This is a genomic window from Bacillus sp. FF-1 (assembly GCF_028548245.1).
Lineage (GTDB): Bacteria > Bacillota > Bacilli > Bacillales > Bacillaceae_G > Bacillus_A > Bacillus_A paranthracis.
This window is the reverse complement of sequence record NZ_JAQQGG010000008.1, coordinates 194564-215691: the sequence shown is the minus strand read 5'-3', so window position 1 is coordinate 215691 and position 21128 is coordinate 194564. Positions and strand designations below refer to the sequence as shown.

Here is a 21128-nt window from a genome sequence, read left to right as displayed (position 1 = left end):
AGATTTCCCATAGCGTAAGCTAGTAAGATCCCTGAAAGATGATCAGGTTGATAGGTTCGAGGTGGAAGCATGGTGACATGTGGAGCTGACGAATACTAATAGATCGAGGACTTAACCATATAATATGTAGCAATGTTATCTAGTTTTGAAGGAATATGCCTTCAATAGTTTGGTGATGATGGCAGAGAGGTCACACCCGTTCCCATACCGAACACGGAAGTTAAGCTCTCTAGCGCCGATGGTAGTTGGGACCTTGTCCCTGTGAGAGTAGGACGTCGCCAAGCAAAAACCTAAGTCGTTTCGACTTAGGTTTTTTTGTGTTTATTTATATATATCAAATGACATAATCCGTAAATTTAGTAATCTTAATGAGAGAAAAGAATGAAAATGAGGCTATTGAGGGTAACTGTTATTTCTTACTACAAGTATATATTTTACATAATGAGAGTAAGAAAAGCGGGATGATATAAGAATGAAAATAAGTATTCAATCATTACAGTAATGAATGCGATACAAAGGAATAGAAACGATATGCTTTATTCCGCATTAACGGGCAGTAAGACCCCCACCTCAAATTTCAGCGGAAGCAAAGAAGCTAGGTGGGGGTCTTACTGCCCGTAAAAGCCCGATTGGTGAGAGTTGATTAAAGTTTCACTTTATATAAAAGCATACAGAATTAATATACAAACCGTTTTGTGTATGGTAGATCTCTAGAAATATATATTCTAATTGCTTATCCTTCTTGTATATAGTTACAATTATTCTTTTGAATATAACTAAAACACGAACGTTATTGGTTAGTAATAAAAAAACATTCGATTATTTGTTGACATTGTTTATAAAATATTGTTAATATAGCCATAGAAAGAATAATATATAAGACCTCATATAATCGCGGGGATATGGCCTGCAAGTCTCTACCTAACGACCGTTATTCGTTAGACTATGAGGGAAAGTCACTCGGTATTTTTCTATTCACAAGGGATACGTATGCCTGAGTAGAGCGCTTTCTCTCATAGTAAAAGAGAAAATGTTCTATTTCAGGCTTTTTTTATTTGAATCGGGGGGATTCTAATATGAAATCACTAGTTGGAGTCATAATGGGAAGCACGTCAGACTGGGAAACAATGAAATATGCTTGTGACATTTTAGATGAATTAAATATACCGTATGAGAAAAAAGTTGTATCCGCTCATCGGACTCCGGATTATATGTTTGAATATGCAGAGACGGCTCGTGAACGTGGATTGAAAGTTATTATTGCTGGAGCTGGTGGAGCAGCGCATTTACCAGGAATGGTTGCAGCGAAGACGAATCTTCCTGTCATCGGAGTGCCAGTTCAATCAAAAGCGTTAAACGGCTTAGATTCATTATTATCCATCGTCCAAATGCCAGGAGGGGTTCCAGTTGCAACTGTTGCAATTGGTAAGGCTGGTTCAACAAATGCTGGTTTACTTGCTGCACAAATACTTGGATCATTCCATGATGACATATATGATGCATTAGAATTGAGAAGAGAAGCAATTGAAAAAGATGTGCGCGAAGGTAGTGAGCTAGTATGACGAGAATCATTTTACCTGGAAAAACAATCGGTATTATTGGAGGCGGCCAGCTAGGAAGAATGATGGCATTGGCAGCTAAGGAGATGGGATATAAAATTGCTGTTTTAGATCCTACAAAAAACTCACCATGTGCACAAGTTGCTGATATTGAAATTGTTGCATCATATGACGATTTAAAAGCAATTCAGCATTTAGCGGAGATCAGTGATGTTGTCACATATGAATTTGAGAATATTGATTATAGATGTTTACAATGGCTTGAAAAACATGCTTACTTACCGCAAGGCAGTCAGTTGTTAAGTAAAACACAAAATCGTTTTACAGAAAAGAATGCGATTGAGAAAGCAGGATTACCAGTAGCAACGTATAGATTAGTTCAAAATCAAGATCAGCTTACTGAAGCAATCGCTGAATTATCATATCCTTCCGTCTTAAAAACGACGACAGGCGGATATGATGGGAAAGGGCAAGTTGTTTTAAGAAGTGAGGATGACGTTGATACAGCGCGAGAGCTTGCGAATGCAGCAGAGTGTATTTTAGAGAAATGGGTGCCTTTTGAAAAAGAAGTATCAGTTATTGTCATTCGTAGTGTAAGTGGTGAAACGAAAGTATTTCCGGTAGCGGAAAATATTCATGTAAATAACATTTTGCATGAATCCATCGTTCCGGCTCGCATTACAGAAGAACTTTCTCAAAAAGCTATTGCTTATGCAAAAGTGCTTGCGGATGAACTAGAACTTGTGGGAACACTAGCGGTAGAGATGTTTGTTACAGCTGATGGTAAGATTTACATTAATGAATTAGCACCAAGACCTCACAATTCAGGACACTATACACAGGATGCATGTGAAACGAGTCAATTCGGTCAACATATTCGAGCAATCTGTAATTTACCTCTTGGAGAAACAAATTTGTTAAAACCAGTTGTCATGGTAAACATTTTAGGCGAACATATAGAAGGGGTCCTAAGACAAGTGAATAGATTAACCGGGTGCTATTTACACTTGTATGGAAAAGAAGAAGCAAAAGCGCAGCGAAAAATGGGGCATGTTAATATTTTAAATGATAATATTGAAGTCGCTCTAGAAAAAGCGAAGAGTTTGCATATTTGGGACCATCAAGAACAACTGTTGGAGGGAAAAAGATGATTAGTCGTTATACACGCCCAGAAATGGGTGCAATTTGGACGGAAGAGAACAAATTTAAAGCGTGGTTAGAAGTTGAGATTTTAGCTTGTGAAGCATGGGCTGAGCTTGGCGATATTCCGAAAGAAGATGTTAAGAAAATTCGTGAGCATGCATCATTTGATATTGATCGTATTTATGAAATTGAAAAAGAGACACGTCATGACGTAGTTGCATTCACTCGTGCTGTATCAGAAACACCAGCATTAGGCGAGGAACGTAAATGGATTCATTACGGTTTAACATCTACAGACGTAGTAGATACAGCGTTATCTTACATCTTAAAACAAGCGAATGAAATCATATTAAAAGACTTAGAAAACTTCTTAAGTATTTTAGCTAATAAAGCAAAAGAGCATAAATACACGATCATGATGGGAAGAACACACGGTGTTCATGCAGAACCAACAACATTCGGTTTAAAACTTGGTCTTTGGTATGAAGAAATGAAACGTAACGTAGAGCGTTTCAAACAAGCTGCTAATACAGTTCGTGTTGGTAAATTATCTGGTGCGGTTGGTACATATGCAAATATCGATCCATTCGTAGAAAAGTATGTTTGTGAAAACTTAGGATTAGAAGCAGCACCAATTTCAACACAAACATTGCAACGTGATCGCCATGCTCATTACATGTCAACACTTGCATTAATCGCAACATCTATTGAAAAGATGGCAGTTGAGATTCGTGGTTTACAAAAGAGTGAAACACGTGAAGTTGAAGAAGCTTTCGCAAAAGGTCAAAAAGGTTCTTCTGCAATGCCGCATAAGCGTAATCCAATTGGATCTGAAAATATGACTGGTTTAGCTCGTGTTATCCGCGGTTATATGATGACAGCTTATGAGAATGTTCCATTATGGCATGAGCGTGATATTTCTCATTCTTCAGCAGAACGCGTAATTTTACCAGATGCTACAATCGCGTTAAATTACATGCTAAATCGCTTTGGTAATATCGTTAAAAACTTAACTGTATACCCAGAGAATATGAAACGCAATATGACAAGAACATACGGCTTAATTTATTCTCAGCGCGTAATGCTTACATTAATCGATAAAGGTATGGTGCGTGAAGAAGCTTACGATATCGTACAACCTAAAGCGATGGAAGCTTGGGAAACACAAGTACAATTTAAAGAGCTTGTAGAAGCTGATGAGCGTATTACGAGCAAGTTAACACAAGAAGAAATTAATGAATGCTTCAACTATGAGCATCATATGCAACACGTTGATACAATCTTTGAACGCCTAGGATTAAACGAAGCGTAAAATTTCATATGGCACAGAATAGAGTCATTCTGTGCCATTCTTTATAAAAACATTATTCACATTTTTCAAACTACAGGGGGCTTGCGAAATGCAAAAGCTAGAATTGCTGTATGAAGGTAAGGCAAAAAGAATTTATCGTACAGAATCAGCAGATATGGTTTGGGTAGAGTACAAAGATAGTGCGACTGCTTTCAATGGGGAGAAAAAAGAGACGATTACAGGAAAAGGTCGTTTGAACAATGAGATTACAACTTTATTGTTCAGAAAGTTACAAGAAGTAGGAATTAAAACACACTTTGTTGAGAAGCTATCTGAAACAGAACAACTTGTTAAGAAAGTGAGTATTATTCCTTTAGAAGTTGTCACAAGAAATGTAATTGCAGGAAGTCTTTCAAAACGATTAGGAATGGAAGAGGGAACTGTACTTGCAGAACCAATCGTAGAATTTTACTTCAAAGATGATGATTTAGGAGATCCGCTTGTAACGGAAGATCATATTCGTGTATTAAACGTTGCATCGCCAGAGCAAGTAAGCGTATTACGAGATATGGCTCTACAAATCAATCAAGTGTTGATTGATCATTTCGCAAGCTGTCGTGTAAGATTAGTAGATTTCAAATTAGAGTTTGGTGTAACGGATGAAGGAGAAATCATTTTAGCAGATGAAATTTCACCAGATACTTGCCGTTTATGGGATGAAACGAGCAATGAGAAGTTTGATAAAGACGTATTCCGTCGTGATCTTGGAAATTTAACAGATGCTTATGAAGAGATTTTAAAACGTTTAGGGGGAATTTCACATGTATAAAGTTAAGGTATATGTAACATTAAGAGAAAGCGTATTAGATCCACAAGGAACAGCAGTAAAAGGAGCACTTCATAGCCTTTCATTCACAGAAGTACAAGATGTTCGAATTGGAAAGTACATGGAACTAACAATTGATAAATCGGTAACTGACTTAGATAGTAAGGTAAAGGAAATGTGTGAAAAACTATTAGCAAACGTTGTAATGGAAGACTTCCGTTATGAAGTTGAGGAGGTTGTCGCACAGTGAAATTTGCCGTAATAGTATTTCCAGGTTCGAACTGTGATGTCGATATGTTCCATGCAATTAAAGATGAGCTTGGCGAAGAAGTAGATTACGTTTGGCACGATACAGAGAATTTAGATGAATATGATGCAATTCTACTACCAGGTGGTTTCTCTTACGGTGACTACTTACGCTGCGGTGCTATTTCTCGCTTTGCAAATGCAATGAAAGCAGTACAAAAAGCTGCTGAGCAAGGAAAGCCAATTTTAGGTGTATGTAATGGATTCCAGATTCTTGTTGAATCAGGATTATTACCAGGAGCATTAATGAGAAATGAAAACTTAAAATTTATGTGTCGAACAGTTCAGTTACGTGTTGAAAATAATGAAACGATGTTTACATCACAATATGAAAAAGATGAAGTAATCAATATTCCAATTGCACATGGTGAGGGGAATTACTATTGTGATGAAGAGACTCTTAAACAATTAGAAGAGAATAATCAAATCGCATTCCGTTACGTAGAAAACCCGAACGGAAGCGTTTCAGATATTGCTGGTATTGTAAACGAAAAAGGAAATGTACTTGGTATGATGCCACACCCAGAGCGTGCTGTAGATGAATTACTTGGCGGTGCTGAAGGGTTAAAAGTCTTTCAATCTATCTTAAAACAGTGGAGGGAAACATATGTCGTTAATGCTTGAACCAAATCCAACACAAATTAAAGAAGAGCGCATATATGCGGAAATGGGGCTAACAGACGAAGAGTTTGCCATGGTTGAAAAGATTTTAGGCCGTCTGCCAAATTATACAGAAACAGGATTATTCTCTGTTATGTGGTCTGAACATTGTAGTTATAAAAATTCAAAACCAGTACTTCGAAAATTCCCAACAACAGGTGAGCGCGTCTTGCAAGGGCCTGGGGAAGGTGCTGGCATTGTAGACATCGGTGATAATCAAGCGGTTGTATTTAAAATGGAAAGTCATAACCACCCTTCTGCTATTGAGCCATATCAAGGAGCAGCAACAGGTGTTGGCGGTATTATTCGTGACGTATTCTCTATGGGAGCACGTCCAGTAGCTCTATTAAACTCACTTCGATTTGGAGAATTACAATCACCACGTGTGAAATACTTATTCGAAGAAGTAGTAGCAGGAATTGCAGGATACGGTAACTGTATCGGTATTCCAACGGTTGGCGGCGAAGTACAGTTTGATCCATGTTATGAAGGAAATCCACTTGTAAATGCAATGTGCGTAGGCTTAATTAACCACGAGGACATTAAAAAAGGGCAAGCGCACGGTGCTGGAAATACAGTAATGTACGTAGGAGCATCAACTGGTCGTGATGGTATCCACGGTGCAACATTCGCATCTGAAGAGTTATCTGAAAGCTCAGAAGCGAAGCGTCCAGCAGTTCAAGTAGGAGATCCATTTATGGAGAAACTTCTTATCGAAGCTTGCTTAGAACTTATTCAATCGGATGCACTTGTTGGAATTCAAGATATGGGTGCAGCTGGTTTAACATCATCTTCTGCAGAAATGGCAAGTAAAGCAGGCATGGGTATTGAAATGTACTTAGATGATGTACCACAGCGTGAAACAGGAATGACACCATATGAAATGATGCTATCTGAATCACAAGAGCGTATGTTAATTGTTGTGAAAAAAGGTAGAGAACAAGAGATAGTAGATTTATTTGAGAAGTATGGTCTTGCAGCCGTTACGATGGGGAAAGTAACGGAAGACAAAATGCTTCGTTTATTCCATAAAGGTGAAATGGTAGCTGAAGTACCAGCAGATGCTCTTGCAGAAGAAGCACCAATTTACCATAAACCATCACAAGAAGCAGCATATTTTGCTGAGTTCCAAGAAATGAAAATGGAAACGCCGAAAGTAGAAAACTATAAAGAAACGTTATTCGCTCTATTACAACAACCGACGATTGCAAGTAAAGAGTGGGTTTATGATCAATATGATTATCAAGTTCGCACAAGCACAGTTGTTACACCAGGTTCAGATGCAGCAGTTGTACGTGTACGCGGTACAGAAAAAGGATTAGCAATGACGACAGATTGTAACTCTCGCTACATTTATTTAGATCCAGAAGTGGGCGGTAAAATTGCAGTAGCAGAGGCAGCACGTAATATCGTATGTTCTGGCGGGGAGCCACTTGCAATTACAGATTGCTTAAACTTCGGTAACCCAGAAAAACCAGAAATCTTCTGGCAAATTGAGAAATCAGTAGATGGTATGAGTGAAGCTTGTCGCACATTACAAACACCAGTTATTGGCGGAAATGTATCAATGTATAACGAACGTAGTGGTGAAGCGGTATACCCAACACCGACAGTTGGGATGGTTGGACTTGTACACGATTTAAAACATGTAACAACACAAGAGTTTAAGCAAGCTGGCGATTTAGTTTATGTTATCGGAGAGACGAAAGCTGAGTTTGGTGGAAGTGAATTACAGAAAATGCTTCACGGCAAAATTTTCGGTCAATCACCAAGTATCGATCTAGACGTAGAATTAAAACGTCAAAAACAAGTATTAGCAGCCATTCAAGCTGGCCTTGTTCAATCTGCACATGACGTTGCTGAAGGTGGTTTAGCAGTTGCAATTTCAGAAAGTGCAATTGGTGCTAACGGCTTAGGTGCTACTGTGAAATTAGACGGGGAAGCAACAGCGGCATTATTTGCGGAATCACAATCCCGCTTCGTAATAACTGTAAAACGTGAAAATAAAGAAGCGTTCGAAAAAGCGGTAGAAGCAATTCAAGTTGGAGAAGTAACAAATACAAATGAAGTAACAATTCATAATGAAGAAAATGAAGTATTACTTACAGCAAATGTAGATGAAATGAGAAAGGCTTGGAAAGGGGCAATCCCATGCTTGCTGAAATAAAGGGGTTAAACGAAGAATGTGGCGTTTTCGGAATTTGGGGGCATGAAAATGCGGCACAAGTTTCATACTACGGATTGCACAGTTTACAGCACCGTGGACAAGAAGGCGCAGGCATTGTCGTAAATAATGGAGAAAAAATCGTCGGTCACAAGGGGTTAGGCTTAATATCAGAAGTGTTTTCAAGAGGAGAGCTAGAAGGATTGAACGGAAAATCAGCAATCGGACACGTACGATACGCGACGGCTGGTGGAAGTGAAGTGGCTAACGTTCAACCATTACTATTCCGTTTTTCTGATCATAGTATGGCATTAGCTCATAACGGGAATTTAATTAATGCCAAAATGCTTCGTCGTGAATTAGAGGCAGAGGGAAGTATTTTTCAAACAAGTTCAGATACAGAAGTACTTTTACATCTTATTAAACGTAGTACGAAAGATTCGTTAATTGAAAGTGTAAAAGAAGCTTTAAATAAAGTGAAAGGTGCGTTTGCATATCTTTTACTAACTGGAAATGAAATGATTGTTGCGCTAGATCCAAATGGATTCCGTCCCCTTTCAATTGGAAAGATGGGAGATGCTTACGTTGTAGCATCAGAAACATGTGCTTTTGATGTAGTAGGTGCAACATACATTCGTGATGTAGAACCGGGTGAATTACTTATCATTAATGATGATGGAATTCACGTAGATCGTTTTACAAATGATGTAGAACATGCAATTTGCAGTATGGAATACATTTACTTCGCACGCCCAGATTCAAATATCGCTGGTGTTAATGTCCATGCAGCACGTAAAAACATGGGGAAACGTCTGGCGGCAGAAGCTCCTATTGAAGCTGATGTTGTTACTGGTGTACCAGACTCTAGCATTTCAGCAGCAATTGGTTATGCGGAGGCGACAGGCATTCCATATGAGTTAGGATTAATTAAAAATCGTTACGTTGGACGTACGTTTATTCAACCTTCTCAGGAACTGCGAGAGCAAGGGGTTAAGATGAAGCTTTCAGCAGTAAGAGGTGTGGTTGAGGGGAAACGAGTTGTTATGATTGATGATTCTATCGTACGAGGAACAACGAGTAAACGAATTGTTCGTATGCTTCGCGAGGCTGGAGCGACAGAAGTTCACGTAAGAATAGCTTCACCACCTTTGAAATATCCATGTTTCTATGGCATTGATATTCAAACGAGAAAAGAATTAATTGCAGCAAATCATACGGTAGAAGAAATTCGTGAAATGATCGGTGCAGACTCATTAACATTTTTAAGTGAAGATGGATTAGTAGATGCAATTGGACGTCCATATGAAGGGAAATACGGTGGCCTTTGTATGGCGTACTTCAATGGAGATTATCCAACAGCTCTTTATGATTATGAGCAAGAGCTTTTAGAAAGTATGAAATAAGAAGAAAAAAGCTTCTACTTCTTTTGATGTAGAAGCTAGCTTCTTTCTTAAAACGGCCCGCACAGGATAGGGAGAAATTAAAAGACGAGGTGTAAATAACGATGGCGAATGCATATAAGCAAGCAGGAGTAGATATTGAAGCTGGATATGAAGCGGTATCTCGCATGAAAAAACACGTACAAACAACAATGAGAAAAGAAGTACTAGGCGGTTTAGGCGGTTTTGGAGGTATGTTTGATCTATCAAAATTTGCATTAGAAGAACCTGTATTAGTATCTGGAACAGATGGCGTGGGAACGAAATTGATGCTCGCTTTTATGGCAGATAAACATGACACAATTGGTATTGATGCAGTAGCAATGTGTGTAAATGATATTGTTGTCCAAGGAGCAGAGCCGCTTTTCTTCCTTGATTATATTGCTTGTGGTAAAGCTGAACCTAGTAAAATTGAAAACATCGTCAAAGGTATATCAGAGGGCTGTCGCCAAGCAGGTTGTGCTTTAATTGGTGGAGAAACAGCTGAAATGCCAGGAATGTATTCTACAGAAGAATACGATTTAGCTGGTTTTACAGTTGGGATCGTTGATAAAAAGAAAATTGTAACAGGTGAAAAAATTGAAGCTGGTCACGTATTAATTGGCTTGGCATCTAGCGGTATTCATAGTAACGGTTATTCTTTAGTACGAAAAGTATTACTAGAAGATGGAGAGCTATCTTTAGATCGCATTTACGGACGCTTAGAGCTACCTCTTGGTGAAGAATTATTAAAACCAACGAAAATTTATGTCAAACCTATTTTAGAACTATTGAAGAAATATGAAGTATACGGTATGGCACATATTACAGGTGGCGGATTCATTGAAAATATTCCACGTATGTTACCAGAAGAAATCGGTGCAGAAATTGAATTAGGATCTTGGGAAATTCAGCCGATCTTTAGTTTACTTCAAGAAGTTGGCAAGCTGGAAGAGAAAGAAATGTTCAATATTTTTAACATGGGTATTGGTATGGTAGTAGCGGTGAAGGAAGAAGATGCAAAAGATGTTGTTCGTCTTCTTGAAGAGCAAGGAGAAACTGCTCGTATTATTGGACGCACTGTACAAGGAGCTGGCGTTACTTTTAATGGAGGCACAGCGCTATGAGTAGATTAGCAGTTTTTGCTTCTGGAAGCGGATCTAACTTTCAATCTCTCGTTAATGCAGTAGAAGAAAAAAGATTGGATGCAGAAATTAGTTTATTAGTATGTGATAAACCAGAAGCACGCGCTGTTGGGCGAGCACATTATCATCATATCCCGTGTTTCGCTTTTTCAGCGAAAGCATATGAGTCAAAAGAAGCGTTTGAAAAAGAGATATTAAAGAAGCTAGAAGAGTATGAAATTGATTATGTTATTTTAGCTGGATATATGCGTTTAATTGGACCAACTTTACTAGAAGCTTACGGCGGAAGGATTATTAATATTCATCCATCACTATTACCGAGTTTTCCAGGGAAAGATGCTGTTGGTCAAGCGTTAGAAGCAGGTGTGAAAGTAACTGGAGTAACGATTCATTATGTAGACGCAGGTATGGATACAGGGCCAATTATTGCACAAGAAGCAGTAGTTGTTTCTGAAGGGGATACGAGAGAAAGCTTACAAAAGAAAATTCAACAAGTTGAACATAAATTATACGTAAATACAGTGAATCAAATTGTTCAATCTACGAAAGAACCAACTGTTAACTAACATACAACCAGGGGTGAAGGGTAAATGAAAAAGCGTGCATTAGTAAGTGTTTCAGATAAAACAGGAGTAGTAGAATTTGTTAAAGGTTTACTAGAACAAGGGATCGAAGTTATATCAACAGGTGGTACGAAAAAATTACTAGAAGAAAACGGCTTACAAGTAATCGGTATTTCTGAAGTAACTGGTTTCCCAGAAATTATGGATGGTCGTGTGAAAACATTACATCCAAATATTCATGGTGGTCTATTAGCAGTTCGTGATAATGAAACGCATGTAGCACAAATGAATGAGTTAGGTATAGAGCCAATTGATTTTGTTGTCGTTAACTTATACCCATTCAAAGAAACAATCGCTAAGCCTGATGTAACATTTGCTGATGCAATTGAAAATATTGATATCGGTGGCCCGACAATGATTCGCTCTGCTGCGAAAAATCATAAATTCGTATCTGTAATTGTAGATCCAGTAGATTATGATGTTGTATTAGCTGAATTAAAAGAGAACGGTGAAGTAGCAGAGGAAACAAAACGTAAACTAGCAGCAAAAGTATTCCGTCATACAGCAGCATATGATGCACTAATTTCTAATTACTTAACAGAGCAAATGGGTGAAGAAAGTCCTGAAACATTAACTGTGACATTTGAGAAAAAGCAAGACTTACGTTATGGCGAGAACCCACATCAAAAAGCAACTTTCTATAAAGCGCCATTCGCAGCAACTTCTTCTGTTGCATACGCAGAACAATTACACGGTAAGGAATTATCGTATAACAATATTAATGATGCAGACGCAGCGCTTAGCATCGTGAAAGAATTTACAGAACCAGCAGTAGTAGCGGTAAAACATATGAATCCATGTGGTGTTGGAGTAGGTACGGATATTCATGAAGCATACACACGTGCTTATGAAGCGGATCCAGTATCCATTTTTGGAGGCATTATTGCAGCGAATCGTGAAATTGATAAAGCTACAGCTGAAAAGTTACATGAAATTTTCTTAGAAATTATTATTGCACCTTCTTTCTCAAAAGAAGCTTTGGAAGTATTGCAAAGTAAGAAAAACTTACGTTTACTAACTGTAAATATTGAAAAATCGACAAGCGCGAGCAAAAAACTAACTTCTGTACAAGGTGGCCTTCTCGTTCAAGAGGAAGATACGTTATCATTAGATGAAAGTACAATTTCAATTCCAACAAAACGTGAACCTTCAGAGCAAGAATGGAAAGATTTAAAATTAGCTTGGAAAGTTGTAAAACATGTGAAGTCAAATGCAATTGTTTTAGCGAAAGATGATATGACAATTGGTGTCGGTGCGGGACAGATGAACCGTGTAGGTTCTGCAAAAATCGCAATTACACAAGCTGGTGAAAAAGCACAAGGTAGCGCGCTTGCATCTGATGCTTTCTTCCCAATGCCAGATACATTAGAAGAAGCAGCAAAAGCAGGAATTACAGCAATCATTCAACCAGGCGGATCAATCCGTGATGAAGATTCTATTAAAGTGGCGGATACATATGGGATTGCTATGGTGTTCACTGGCGTACGTCATTTCAAACACTAATAGAGGATATTTAAAAAGTCCGGTTAAGATCACCTTCGCATGTCGTCGTTGCAATGCCAGTGCGGTACTCATGTAGGAAAACTACACTCCGTGTCCTCCTGGCAAATGCGCCTCGACCTGCTCGGTTCTCTTAATCCTCCTTTTTAAACTTTGATTGATATGAAAAAACAAACTAGGAGCATAGCTTCTAGTTTGTACTTATTTAAATATTGGGGGATGAAATATGAATGTTTTAGTAATTGGCCGCGGTGGGCGTGAGCATGCTTTAGCTTGGAAGTTTGCACAATCTGAAAAAGTAGAAAAGGTATATGTAGCACCAGGTAATGAAGGTATGCGTGATGTTGCAACACCAATTGATATTGATGAAAATGATTTTGATGCATTAGTTTTATTTGCGAAAGAGAATCATGTTGAGTTAACTTTCGTTGGACCAGAAATTCCACTTATGAATGGAATTGTTGATCGTTTTAAAGAAGAGGGACTTCGCGTATTTGGTCCGAATCAAGCGGCTGCTGTTATTGAAGGTAGTAAAGCTTTTACAAAAGAGCTTATGAAAAAATATAATATTCCAACTGCAGCGTACGAAACTTTTACAGACTATGAAGAAGCAGTAAAGTACATTGAAAAGGTTGGTGCACCAATTGTTATTAAGGCAGACGGTTTAGCGGCTGGTAAAGGTGTAACGGTAGCAATGACACTTGAAGAGGCATTACAAGCTGTGAAAGAAATGCTGCAAGATGTAAAGTTCGGGGAAGCGAGTAAGAAAGTTGTTATTGAAGAGTTTTTAGATGGACAAGAATTTTCATTAATGGCATTTGTGAATGGAACAACTGTACATCCGATGGTAATTGCACAAGATCATAAACGAGCTTTTGATGGTGATAAAGGTCCAAATACTGGCGGAATGGGTGCATATTCTCCAGTACCACAAATTTCGGAGTCAGCAGTTCAAGAGGCGATTGAAACGGTGTTACATCCAACTGCTAAAGCGATGATCCAAGAAAATCGATCGTTTACAGGAATTTTATATGCGGGACTTATTTTAACAAATGATGGTCCAAAGGTAATTGAATTTAATGCACGTTTTGGCGATCCTGAAACTGAAGTTGTATTACCCCGTTTAGAAAATGATTTAGTGGATGTATGTAACGCTGTATTAGATGAAAGTGAGTTAACGTTACAATGGTCAGAGGAATCGGTAATTGGTGTTGTGCTTGCTTCGAAAGGATACCCGGAAGCATATAAAAAAGGTGAAATTATTAAAGGGCTAGATGCATTGCAAGATGTAATTGTTTTCCATGCGGGTACAGCAATGAAACATGGTGACTTTGTGACAAACGGTGGCCGTGTACTATTTGTTGCTTGTAAGGCGAATAGTTTACAAGAAGCAAAAGATAAAGTATATAAAGAAATCGGTAAAATTGAGAGTGATGGTCTATTTTACCGAAGTGATATAGGATATCGTGCAATTGGGCATGAGATGACGAGAAATTAATATGTGAAAAATCCCGCTGATTCCTCAGCGGGATTTTTTATGCATCTTTATCCTTTTTTAATTTCCCTTTTTGCTTTGCCATTTCTCGAAGTAAATATTCGATGTGTGCATTGACGCTACGAAACTCATCATTCGCCCATTTTTCGATGACTGCGTGTAATTCAGGATCAATACGTAATGGAAAGCTTTTCTTTTTAGCCATAAGGATTTACAACCTTTTAGTATAGGCTTCCTGTATTAATAACTGGTTGCGCACCTTTGTCTGAAACGATGGCAACTAATAAGTTGTTCACCATATTTGCTTTACGCTCGTCATCGAGTTCTAGTACGCCTTCTTCATCTAACATATGGATTGAATCTTTTGCCATCTTCACAGCACCTTCAACAATCTCTTTTCTAGCAGCTAATACTGCTTTTGCTTGTTGACGTTGTAGCATTGCATGGGCAATTTCTGTTGCGTAAGCTAAATGTGTTAAACGAGTTTCTAATACTTCTACGCCAGCAATTTCAAGGCGTGCTTCTAACTCGCGTTTTAATTCTTCAGAGATTTCTTCAGTGTTTCCACGTAACGTAATGCAAGTTTCATCTTGAAAATTGTCATAAGGATATTTCGTTGCAACGTGGCGGATTGCCGTTTCGCTTTGAATTTCTACAAATCGATCATAATGTTCAACGCCGAACATTGCTTTTGCAGAATCAACAACCTTATATACGATAACAGCTGCAATTTCAATTGGGTTGCCGTCGACATCATTTACTTTTAATTTTTTACTATTAAAGTTTTCAACACGTAACGATACAGTTTGACGGAACGCGAACGGAATCGTTAAAAATAAACCGTTTTGACGAATTGTTCCTAAATAATTACCGAAAAACGTAATGACTTTTGCTTGATTTGGCTGAACAATCCCGATACCTGTAGCAAGAACTGCAGCTAAAATAATAGTTAATGCTGCTCCTATGAAAATTTCTTGTACAAGGAAAAATACACCGATAGCGGCTAAAATTAAAATTCCAATAATCCCAAGAAAACCATTAACGTAAAATACTTGTTTTTCTTTCATATGATCGCCTCCTGATATAAAAATGATATCACTTTTATATCATTTTTATATCATTTTTATATCATTTTAAGCAAGGGGTTTACACCTAATTTTCTGAATTTTATTGATTATGTATATTTAAATACTTAAAATAAGAATGTATGTTCTGTTTCGTGGTAAAATAAAGAAGACTTAACCGCCCACTGCAGCAGCTAAGTCCCTTTGAGAGCATCTTACATCGTGACAAATGATTCAAAGCGGTTTTGCCAGGATTATATCTTCAATCGCTGACTCAATCTCTTTGTCAGAAGCGTCATAACTTCCATTTGACTGTGGTTTGTCGTGATTGGAGGTTTGATTCGCTTCTTCTTTAGTATGTCCCTTTTTAGCAAAATCCATGCTAGGCATTTTAAATGCCCCCATATTCATGTATTTTCCGAATTTCCACATCTCAACAATAGGGCAGAAACGAACAATTCCCTCTGCAACTTTCATTGCACCAATCCATAGCAAAATGTTAGACCAAGTGCACCAAGGTTTGCGCACGAGTTTCGTTGCACTACAACCAAAGAGGACAAGTCCGAGTGTAATTCGAATTAGGGCATTTATTGTACCGATATTTTGCTTCATTAGAAAAACACTCCTTTTTATGAAAGTTGAAATAGATAATACTATTTCTTTTATTAGTATCCCTTTTGATTTTTCGGATATGTAATCCAACATTTGACGTGGAAAAAGATGTTGGAATGTGCGTGTGTGTAAGTAACTTTTTTTGTTATAATGAAAGAATGCATAAAAGGAACTTCAAAATTAAATCCTCTAGTTTAAAAAATATGGAAGAGGTAATTCCAAACTTAATTCTCCGTTTTAAACAAATATTTAAGATGAAGTTAAAACAATAATGATGAAAATAAACTGTTATTTTAAACAGAAATATATACAACTTGAGAAAAGAAAGGGTGTTTTCATGTACGATATTTCCGGATGGAAACATGTATTTAAGCTTGATCCGAATAAGGAACTAAGTGACGAACATTTAGAAATGATTTGTGAGTCTGGAACAGATGCTGTTATTGTAGGCGGAAGTGATGGGGTGACAATTGATAATGTACTACACATGCTAGTTAGCATTCGTAGATATGCAGTTCCTTGTGTGTTAGAGGTTTCTGATGTGGAAGCAATTACACCAGGATTCGATTTTTATTATATCCCAAGCGTTTTAAATAGCCGAAAGGTGGAATGGGTAACAGGCGTTCATCATGAGGCTTTGAAAGAATTTGGGGATATTATGGATTGGGACGAAATTTTTATGGAAGGATATTGTGTTTTAAATCCTGAAGCGAAAGTAGCCCAGCTTACAGATGCAAAGTGTGATGTAACAGAAGATGATGTGATTGCATACGCGCGTTTAGCAGACAAGCTATTACGTTTACCGATATTTTATTTAGAATATAGCGGTACGTATGGAGATGTTGAACTTGTTAAAAATGTGAAAGCAGAATTGAAACAAGCTAAGTTATATTATGGCGGCGGTATTTCTAATGCTGAACAGGCGAAGGAAATGGCGCAGCATGCTGATACAGTAGTTGTCGGAAATATTATTTATGATGATATAAAAGCAGCGTTAAAAACGGTTAAAGCAGTAAAAGGAGAGTAGGTGCAGGCGTATATGAGTATGACAGATAGATTATTAAATGGTTTAAATCCGCAGCAACAAAAAGCAGTACAAACAACGAACGGACCACTTCTATTAATGGCAGGCGCAGGTAGTGGTAAAACACGCGTGTTAACACATCGTATTGCGTATTTACTCGGTGAAAAAGGAGTAGCGCCATGGAATGTACTAGCTATTACCTTTACAAATAAAGCCGCTCGTGAAATGCGCGAGCGTATTGATACACTTGTCGGACCAGAAGCTGAAGATATTTGGATTTCTACGTTCCACTCTATGTGTGTACGTATTTTACGACGTGATATCGATCGCATTGGTATTAATCGTAACTTTACAATTTTAGATTCAGGTGATCAGTTAACTGTAGTCAAAAAAATTATGAAAGAGCGCAATATTGATCCGAAGAAATTTGAACCGCGCTCTATTTTAGCTGGTATTAGTAATGCGAAAAATGAATTGTTATCTGCGGATAAATATGCGAAGAAAATTACAATTGCTGATCCGTATGAAAAATTAACGAGCGATGTATATACAGAATATCAAAAACGTCTTTTGAAAAATAACTCATTAGACTTTGATGATTTAATTATGACGACGATTCAACTATTTGAACGTGTTCCAGAAGTACTAGAGTTTTATCAGCGCAAATTCCAGTATATTCACGTGGATGAGTATCAAGATACGAACAAAGCGCAGTACCTTCTTGTTAAACATTTAGCAGCACGTTTTAAAAATTTATGTGTTGTAGGTGACTCAGATCAGTCAATTTATCGCTGGCGTGGTGCGGACATTTCCAACATTTTGTCATTCGAAAAAGACTATGAGAATGCGCAAGTTATCCTGTTAGAACAAAATTATCGTTCGTCACAAAATATTTTAAATGCAGCGAATGCGGTTATTGAAAGAAATACGAATCGTAAACCGAAGAAATTATGGACAGATAATGAAGTTGGAAACAAAATTTCGTATTATCGTGCTGCAACCGAAAAGGACGAAGCATACTTTGTTGCGAAAAAAATTCGCGACGATATTCAAATGGGAAAACGAAAATATACTGATTTTGCAGTGTTATATCGTACAAATGCGCAGTCTCGTATGGTCGAGGAGATTTTCCTGAAATCTAATATTCCTTACAAAATTGTCGGCGGTACGAAGTTCTACGACCGTAAAGAGATTAAAGACATTTTGGCGTATTTACGCTTAATTGGGAATCCAGATGATGAGATTAGTTTCGCACGTATTATTAACGTGCCAAAGCGTGGAATTGGTGCGACTTCTATCGACAAAATTATTAATTACGGTGTACAAAATGGAATTTCATTAACAGCTGTATTCGATGAGATTGAGCATGTTGGAGTAAGTGCAAAGGTTACAAAGGCAGTAAAGGAATTCGCAGGTTTATTACACAACTGGGTAAATATGCAAGAGTATTTATCTGTTACAGAATTGGTAGAAGAAGTCATTGAGAAAACAGGCTATCGCGACATGTTGAAAAACGAGCGTACGTTAGAAGCAGAAGGTCGTCTAGAGAACTTAGATGAGTTTTTATCTGTTACGCAAACATTTGAATCTCAAAGCGAAGATAAGAGTCTTGTTGCATTCTTAACAGACTTAGCACTTGTTGCAGATATTGATCGTGTAGATGAAGACCCAACTGCTGGTGAGGAAGTTATTTTAATGACGATGCATTCAGCGAAAGGACTAGAATTCCCAGTTGTCTTTATTGTTGGTTTAGAGGAAGGAATATTCCCGCATACTCGTTCTCTAATGGAAGAAGATGAAATGCAAGAAGAGCGTCGTCTTGCTTATGTCGGTATTACTCGTGCAGAAGAAGAGTTGTATTTATCCAATGCACAAATGCGTACATTATTTGGTAGAACAAGTATGAATGCCGCATCTCGATTTATTACAGAAATCCCGACAGAACTAGTGGAATCATTAAATGAAACAGCGCCGAAGCGTGAAACTTCGTTTGGTGCAAAAGGAAGAGTGGCAAGTAGCAGTAAAACGACAACTACAACTACAACACGTTCTCGTTCAGCTTTCGCGCGTCCTGCAGCTAAGACGACAGGCGGCGAACAAATCGGCTGGGCAGTAGGCGATAAAGCTTCCCACCAAAAATGGGGAATCGGTACAGTTGTAAGTGTAAAAGGTGAAGGTGATGCAAAAGAATTAGATATTGCGTTCCCAAGCCCAATTGGTGTTAAACGCTTGTTAGCAAAATTTGCACCTGTGACGAAACAATAGGAAAGGAATGAGGATATGTCAAAAGAGATAGCAAAAAAACGTATAGAAGAACTACGTGATTTGTTAAATACATTTAACTATCAATATCACGTGTTAGACAATCCTTCTGTTTCTGATGCGGAGTATGACCGTAATATGCAGGAGCTTATAAAATTAGAAGCAGAGAACCCAGAGTTTATGAGTGAAGATTCTCCCTCCGTTCGCGTTGGGGGAACGGTTCTTGATATATTTGAAAAAGTAACACACAAGTCACCGATGTTAAGTTTAGGAAATGCATTTAACGAAGGAGATTTACGTGATTTTGACCGACGAGTACGTCAAGGAATTGATGATGCGAATGTAAGATATATATGCGAATTAAAAATTGACGGACTTGCTGTTTCACTTCATTATGAAAAAGGACGCTTCATTCAAGGGGCAACACGTGGTGATGGTGTAACAGGTGAAGATATTACCCAAAATTTAAAAACGATTAAAGCAATCCCGCTTCGTTTAAATGAAGAAGTAACGTTAGAGGCACGAGGCGAAGCTTATATGCCGAAGCGTTCATTCGTTAAGTTAAATGAAGAAAAAGAGCAAAATGGTGAAGATGTATTTGCGAATCCGCGTAATGCGGCAGCAGGTTCAATCCGCCAACTTGACCCGAAAATTGCAGCGAAGCGTAACTTATCTATGTTTGTATACGGTCTTGCGAATGTAGAAGAAAAAACAATCCTATCACATAGTGAATCGCTTGATTTCTTAGGTGAACTTGGATTCAAAACAAATCCAAATCGACGCACATGTGAAACAATTGAAGAAGTTATAGCTTATGTAGAAGAATGGCAAGAAAAACGTCCGCATCTTGATTATGAAATTGATGGGATCGTTATAAAAGTAGATGATGTTGCTCTTCAAGAAAGTCTAGGCACTACAGCAAAGAGTCCAAGATGGGCAATTGCTTATAAATTCCCAGCTGAAGAAGTTGTAACAAGATTAACAGGCATTGAATTAAGTGTTGGTCGTACAGGGGTTGTAACACCGACTGCAGAGCTAGAGCCAGTGCGAGTGGCTGGTACGATCGTTCGTCGTGCTTCTTTACATAACGAAGATTTAATTCGTGAAAAAGATATTCGAATTGGTGACTACGTTGTTGTGAAGAAGGCTGGAGATATTATTCCTGAAGTTGTGAATGTTATTTTCGATAAGCGTACTGGTGAGGAAGAAGAATATCATATGCCAACGCATTGCCCAGCATGTGAGAGTGAACTAGTTCGTTTAGAAGAAGAGGTAGCACTTCGTTGTATAAATCCAACTTGTCCTGCTCAAATTCGAGAAGGGTTAATCCATTTCGTTTCAAGAAATGCAATGAATATTGATGGACTTGGAGAACGTGTCATTACACAACTCTTTGAGGCAGATTATATTCGTACATTTGCTGATTTATATTCGTTGACGAAAGAGCAATTATTACAGCTAGAACGATTTGGAGAAAAATCAGCAACGAATTTAGTACAAGCAATTGAGAATTCTAAAGAAAACTCATTAGAGCGATTATTATTCGGTCTTGGTATTCGCCATGTTGGAGCGAAAGCGGCACGTACATTTGCAGAGCATTTCGAAACGATGGATGCGCTTGTGAAGGCAACGGAAGAAGAACTAAAAGCAATTAATGAAATTGGTGAAAAAATGGCTCAATCCGTAGTAACGTATTTCGATAATGAAGACGTATTAGAGTTATTACAACAATTTAAAGAATACGGCGTGAACATGACATATAAAGGCATGAAAATTGCTGATTTACAAAACGTTGAGTCGTACTTCGCAGGAAAAACTGTCGTTTTAACAGGGAAATTAGAAGTTATGGGACGTAGTGAAGCGAAGAAAAAGATTGAGGCATTAGGTGGAAAAGTAACAGGAAGTGTTAGTAAAAGTACAGATTTAGTTGTTGCAGGTGAAGCGGCGGGTTCGAAATTAGCACAAGCGGAGAAACATAATGTCGAGGTTTGGAATGAAGAGAGGTTCTTACAAGAGCTAAATAAGTAAGAGGTGCA

At 38.0% G+C, this 21128-nt stretch carries 18 protein-coding genes, 2 rRNA genes and 1 riboswitch; of the genes, 17 read left to right on the top strand and 3 right to left on the bottom strand.

The annotated features are described in order from the left end of the window. The 14 genes from PQF83_RS23315 to purD all read left to right on the top strand — a co-directional run. A 23S ribosomal RNA gene (locus PQF83_RS23315) occupies positions 1–119 on the top strand; the annotation flags it as partial. A 49-nt stretch (positions 120–168) separates the two neighbouring features. Further along, positions 169–284 (top strand): 5S ribosomal RNA (gene rrf / locus PQF83_RS23310). 580 nt (positions 285–864) lie between these two features. Next, positions 865–966, top strand: a riboswitch (purine riboswitch). A gap of 110 nt (positions 967–1076) precedes the next feature. Next, positions 1077–1562, top strand: a complete 486-nt coding sequence (gene purE / locus PQF83_RS23305) for a 5-(carboxyamino)imidazole ribonucleotide mutase (protein ID WP_000839371.1) — start codon at positions 1077–1079, stop codon at positions 1560–1562. Next, a complete protein-coding gene (gene purK, locus PQF83_RS23300) occupies positions 1559–2710 on the top strand; it encodes a 5-(carboxyamino)imidazole ribonucleotide synthase (RefSeq protein ID WP_000196793.1) in 1152 nt (383 codons plus the stop codon). The genes purE and purK overlap by 4 nt, the downstream gene beginning before the upstream one ends. Next, positions 2707–4014 (top strand): adenylosuccinate lyase, encoded by a 1308-nt coding sequence (purB, locus tag PQF83_RS23295; RefSeq protein WP_000625676.1) that lies wholly within the window; start codon positions 2707–2709, stop codon positions 4012–4014. The genes purK and purB overlap by 4 nt, the downstream gene beginning before the upstream one ends. An 88-nt stretch (positions 4015–4102) precedes the next feature. Then, positions 4103–4822, top strand: coding sequence for a phosphoribosylaminoimidazolesuccinocarboxamide synthase (purC, locus tag PQF83_RS23290; protein ID WP_001170542.1), 720 nt, complete (start codon positions 4103–4105; stop codon positions 4820–4822). Next, a complete protein-coding gene (purS, locus tag PQF83_RS23285) occupies positions 4815–5069 on the top strand; it encodes a phosphoribosylformylglycinamidine synthase subunit PurS (protein ID WP_000278826.1) in 255 nt (84 codons plus the stop codon). Before purC ends, purS begins: the two co-directional genes overlap by 8 nt. After that, positions 5066–5749 carry a phosphoribosylformylglycinamidine synthase subunit PurQ gene (gene purQ, locus PQF83_RS23280; protein WP_000666779.1) on the top strand — a complete coding sequence of 228 codons (684 nt, stop codon included), beginning with the start codon at positions 5066–5068 and terminating at the stop codon, positions 5747–5749. The genes purS and purQ overlap by 4 nt, the downstream gene beginning before the upstream one ends. Continuing rightward, positions 5733–7952: a phosphoribosylformylglycinamidine synthase II gene (gene purL, locus PQF83_RS23275; protein WP_000055583.1), complete on the top strand. Its 2220-nt coding sequence runs from the start codon at positions 5733–5735 to the stop codon at positions 7950–7952. Before purQ ends, purL begins: the two co-directional genes overlap by 17 nt. Then, positions 7937–9352 (top strand): amidophosphoribosyltransferase, encoded by a 1416-nt coding sequence (gene purF / locus PQF83_RS23270; protein WP_000879021.1) that lies wholly within the window; start codon positions 7937–7939, stop codon positions 9350–9352. Before purL ends, purF begins: the two co-directional genes overlap by 16 nt. A 101-nt stretch (positions 9353–9453) precedes the next feature. Then, positions 9454–10494, top strand: a complete 1041-nt coding sequence (purM, locus tag PQF83_RS23265; protein ID WP_001262431.1) for a phosphoribosylformylglycinamidine cyclo-ligase — start codon at positions 9454–9456, stop codon at positions 10492–10494. Then, complete coding sequence (gene purN, locus PQF83_RS23260) at positions 10491–11078, top strand: phosphoribosylglycinamide formyltransferase (RefSeq protein ID WP_000088580.1); 588 nt, start codon at positions 10491–10493, stop codon at positions 11076–11078. Before purM ends, purN begins: the two co-directional genes overlap by 4 nt. A gap of 24 nt (positions 11079–11102) precedes the next feature. Further along, positions 11103–12638 (top strand): bifunctional phosphoribosylaminoimidazolecarboxamide formyltransferase/IMP cyclohydrolase, encoded by a 1536-nt coding sequence (gene purH / locus PQF83_RS23255; protein ID WP_000745403.1) that lies wholly within the window; start codon positions 11103–11105, stop codon positions 12636–12638. A gap of 223 nt (positions 12639–12861) precedes the next feature. Then, a complete protein-coding gene (gene purD, locus PQF83_RS23250) occupies positions 12862–14133 on the top strand; it encodes a phosphoribosylamine--glycine ligase (protein ID WP_001101951.1) in 1272 nt (423 codons plus the stop codon). A 37-nt stretch (positions 14134–14170) separates the two neighbouring features. On the opposite strand, the gene PQF83_RS23245 is transcribed toward purD, so the two are convergent. From PQF83_RS23245 to PQF83_RS23235, 3 genes are all read right to left on the bottom strand, one after another. Next, positions 14171–14335, bottom strand: a complete 165-nt coding sequence (locus PQF83_RS23245) for a toxin-antitoxin system HicB family antitoxin (RefSeq protein ID WP_001085171.1) — start codon at positions 14333–14335, stop codon at positions 14171–14173. A gap of 16 nt (positions 14336–14351) precedes the next feature. After that, complete coding sequence (locus PQF83_RS23240; RefSeq protein WP_000660683.1) at positions 14352–15197, bottom strand: SPFH domain-containing protein; 846 nt, start codon at positions 15195–15197, stop codon at positions 14352–14354. Positions 15198–15428: 231 nt separating this feature from the next. Then, positions 15429–15806, bottom strand: a complete 378-nt coding sequence (locus tag PQF83_RS23235) for a YgaP family membrane protein (protein ID WP_000812349.1) — start codon at positions 15804–15806, stop codon at positions 15429–15431. Between the two features lie 337 nt (positions 15807–16143). Between PQF83_RS23235 and PQF83_RS23230 the strand changes: the two genes are divergently transcribed. The 3 genes from PQF83_RS23230 to ligA are packed head-to-tail and all read left to right on the top strand — an operon-like array spanning position 16144 to position 21120. Further along, positions 16144–16833, top strand: a complete 690-nt coding sequence (locus PQF83_RS23230; protein WP_000272089.1) for a heptaprenylglyceryl phosphate synthase — start codon at positions 16144–16146, stop codon at positions 16831–16833. Positions 16834–16845: 12 nt separating this feature from the next. Continuing rightward, a complete protein-coding gene (pcrA, locus tag PQF83_RS23225) occupies positions 16846–19095 on the top strand; it encodes a DNA helicase PcrA (protein ID WP_002163769.1) in 2250 nt (749 codons plus the stop codon). Positions 19096–19110: 15 nt separating this feature from the next. Further along, entirely contained in the window at positions 19111–21120 is a 2010-nt protein-coding gene (ligA, locus tag PQF83_RS23220; RefSeq protein WP_000031440.1) for an NAD-dependent DNA ligase LigA, read from the top strand. Positions 21121–21128 lie beyond the last annotated feature (8 nt).

What these genes read in the sequence shown, in the direction of transcription:
- ligA (WP_000031440.1), top strand. Translation starts at nt 19,111, where the DNA reads ATGTCAAAAGAGATAGCAAAAAAACGTATAGAAGAACTACGTGATTTG.
- purH (WP_000745403.1), top strand. Translation starts at nt 11,103, where the DNA reads ATGAAAAAGCGTGCATTAGTAAGTGTTTCAGATAAAACAGGAGTAGTA.
- PQF83_RS23240 (WP_000660683.1), bottom strand. Translation starts at nt 15,197, where the DNA reads ATGAAAGAAAAACAAGTATTTTACGTTAATGGTTTTCTTGGGATTATT.
- purL (WP_000055583.1), top strand. Translation starts at nt 5,733, where the DNA reads ATGTCGTTAATGCTTGAACCAAATCCAACACAAATTAAAGAAGAGCGC.
- purM (WP_001262431.1), top strand. Translation starts at nt 9,454, where the DNA reads ATGGCGAATGCATATAAGCAAGCAGGAGTAGATATTGAAGCTGGATAT.
- PQF83_RS23230 (WP_000272089.1), top strand. Translation starts at nt 16,144, where the DNA reads ATGTACGATATTTCCGGATGGAAACATGTATTTAAGCTTGATCCGAAT.
- purB (WP_000625676.1), top strand. Translation starts at nt 2,707, where the DNA reads ATGATTAGTCGTTATACACGCCCAGAAATGGGTGCAATTTGGACGGAA.
- purD (WP_001101951.1), top strand. Translation starts at nt 12,862, where the DNA reads ATGAATGTTTTAGTAATTGGCCGCGGTGGGCGTGAGCATGCTTTAGCT.
- purS (WP_000278826.1), top strand. Translation starts at nt 4,815, where the DNA reads ATGTATAAAGTTAAGGTATATGTAACATTAAGAGAAAGCGTATTAGAT.
- purC (WP_001170542.1), top strand. Translation starts at nt 4,103, where the DNA reads ATGCAAAAGCTAGAATTGCTGTATGAAGGTAAGGCAAAAAGAATTTAT.
- purK (WP_000196793.1), top strand. Translation starts at nt 1,559, where the DNA reads ATGACGAGAATCATTTTACCTGGAAAAACAATCGGTATTATTGGAGGC.
- purF (WP_000879021.1), top strand. Translation starts at nt 7,937, where the DNA reads ATGCTTGCTGAAATAAAGGGGTTAAACGAAGAATGTGGCGTTTTCGGA.
- pcrA (WP_002163769.1), top strand. Translation starts at nt 16,846, where the DNA reads ATGAGTATGACAGATAGATTATTAAATGGTTTAAATCCGCAGCAACAA.
- PQF83_RS23245 (WP_001085171.1), bottom strand. Translation starts at nt 14,335, where the DNA reads ATGGCTAAAAAGAAAAGCTTTCCATTACGTATTGATCCTGAATTACAC.
- purN (WP_000088580.1), top strand. Translation starts at nt 10,491, where the DNA reads ATGAGTAGATTAGCAGTTTTTGCTTCTGGAAGCGGATCTAACTTTCAA.
- purE (WP_000839371.1), top strand. Translation starts at nt 1,077, where the DNA reads ATGAAATCACTAGTTGGAGTCATAATGGGAAGCACGTCAGACTGGGAA.
- PQF83_RS23235 (WP_000812349.1), bottom strand. Translation starts at nt 15,806, where the DNA reads ATGAAGCAAAATATCGGTACAATAAATGCCCTAATTCGAATTACACTC.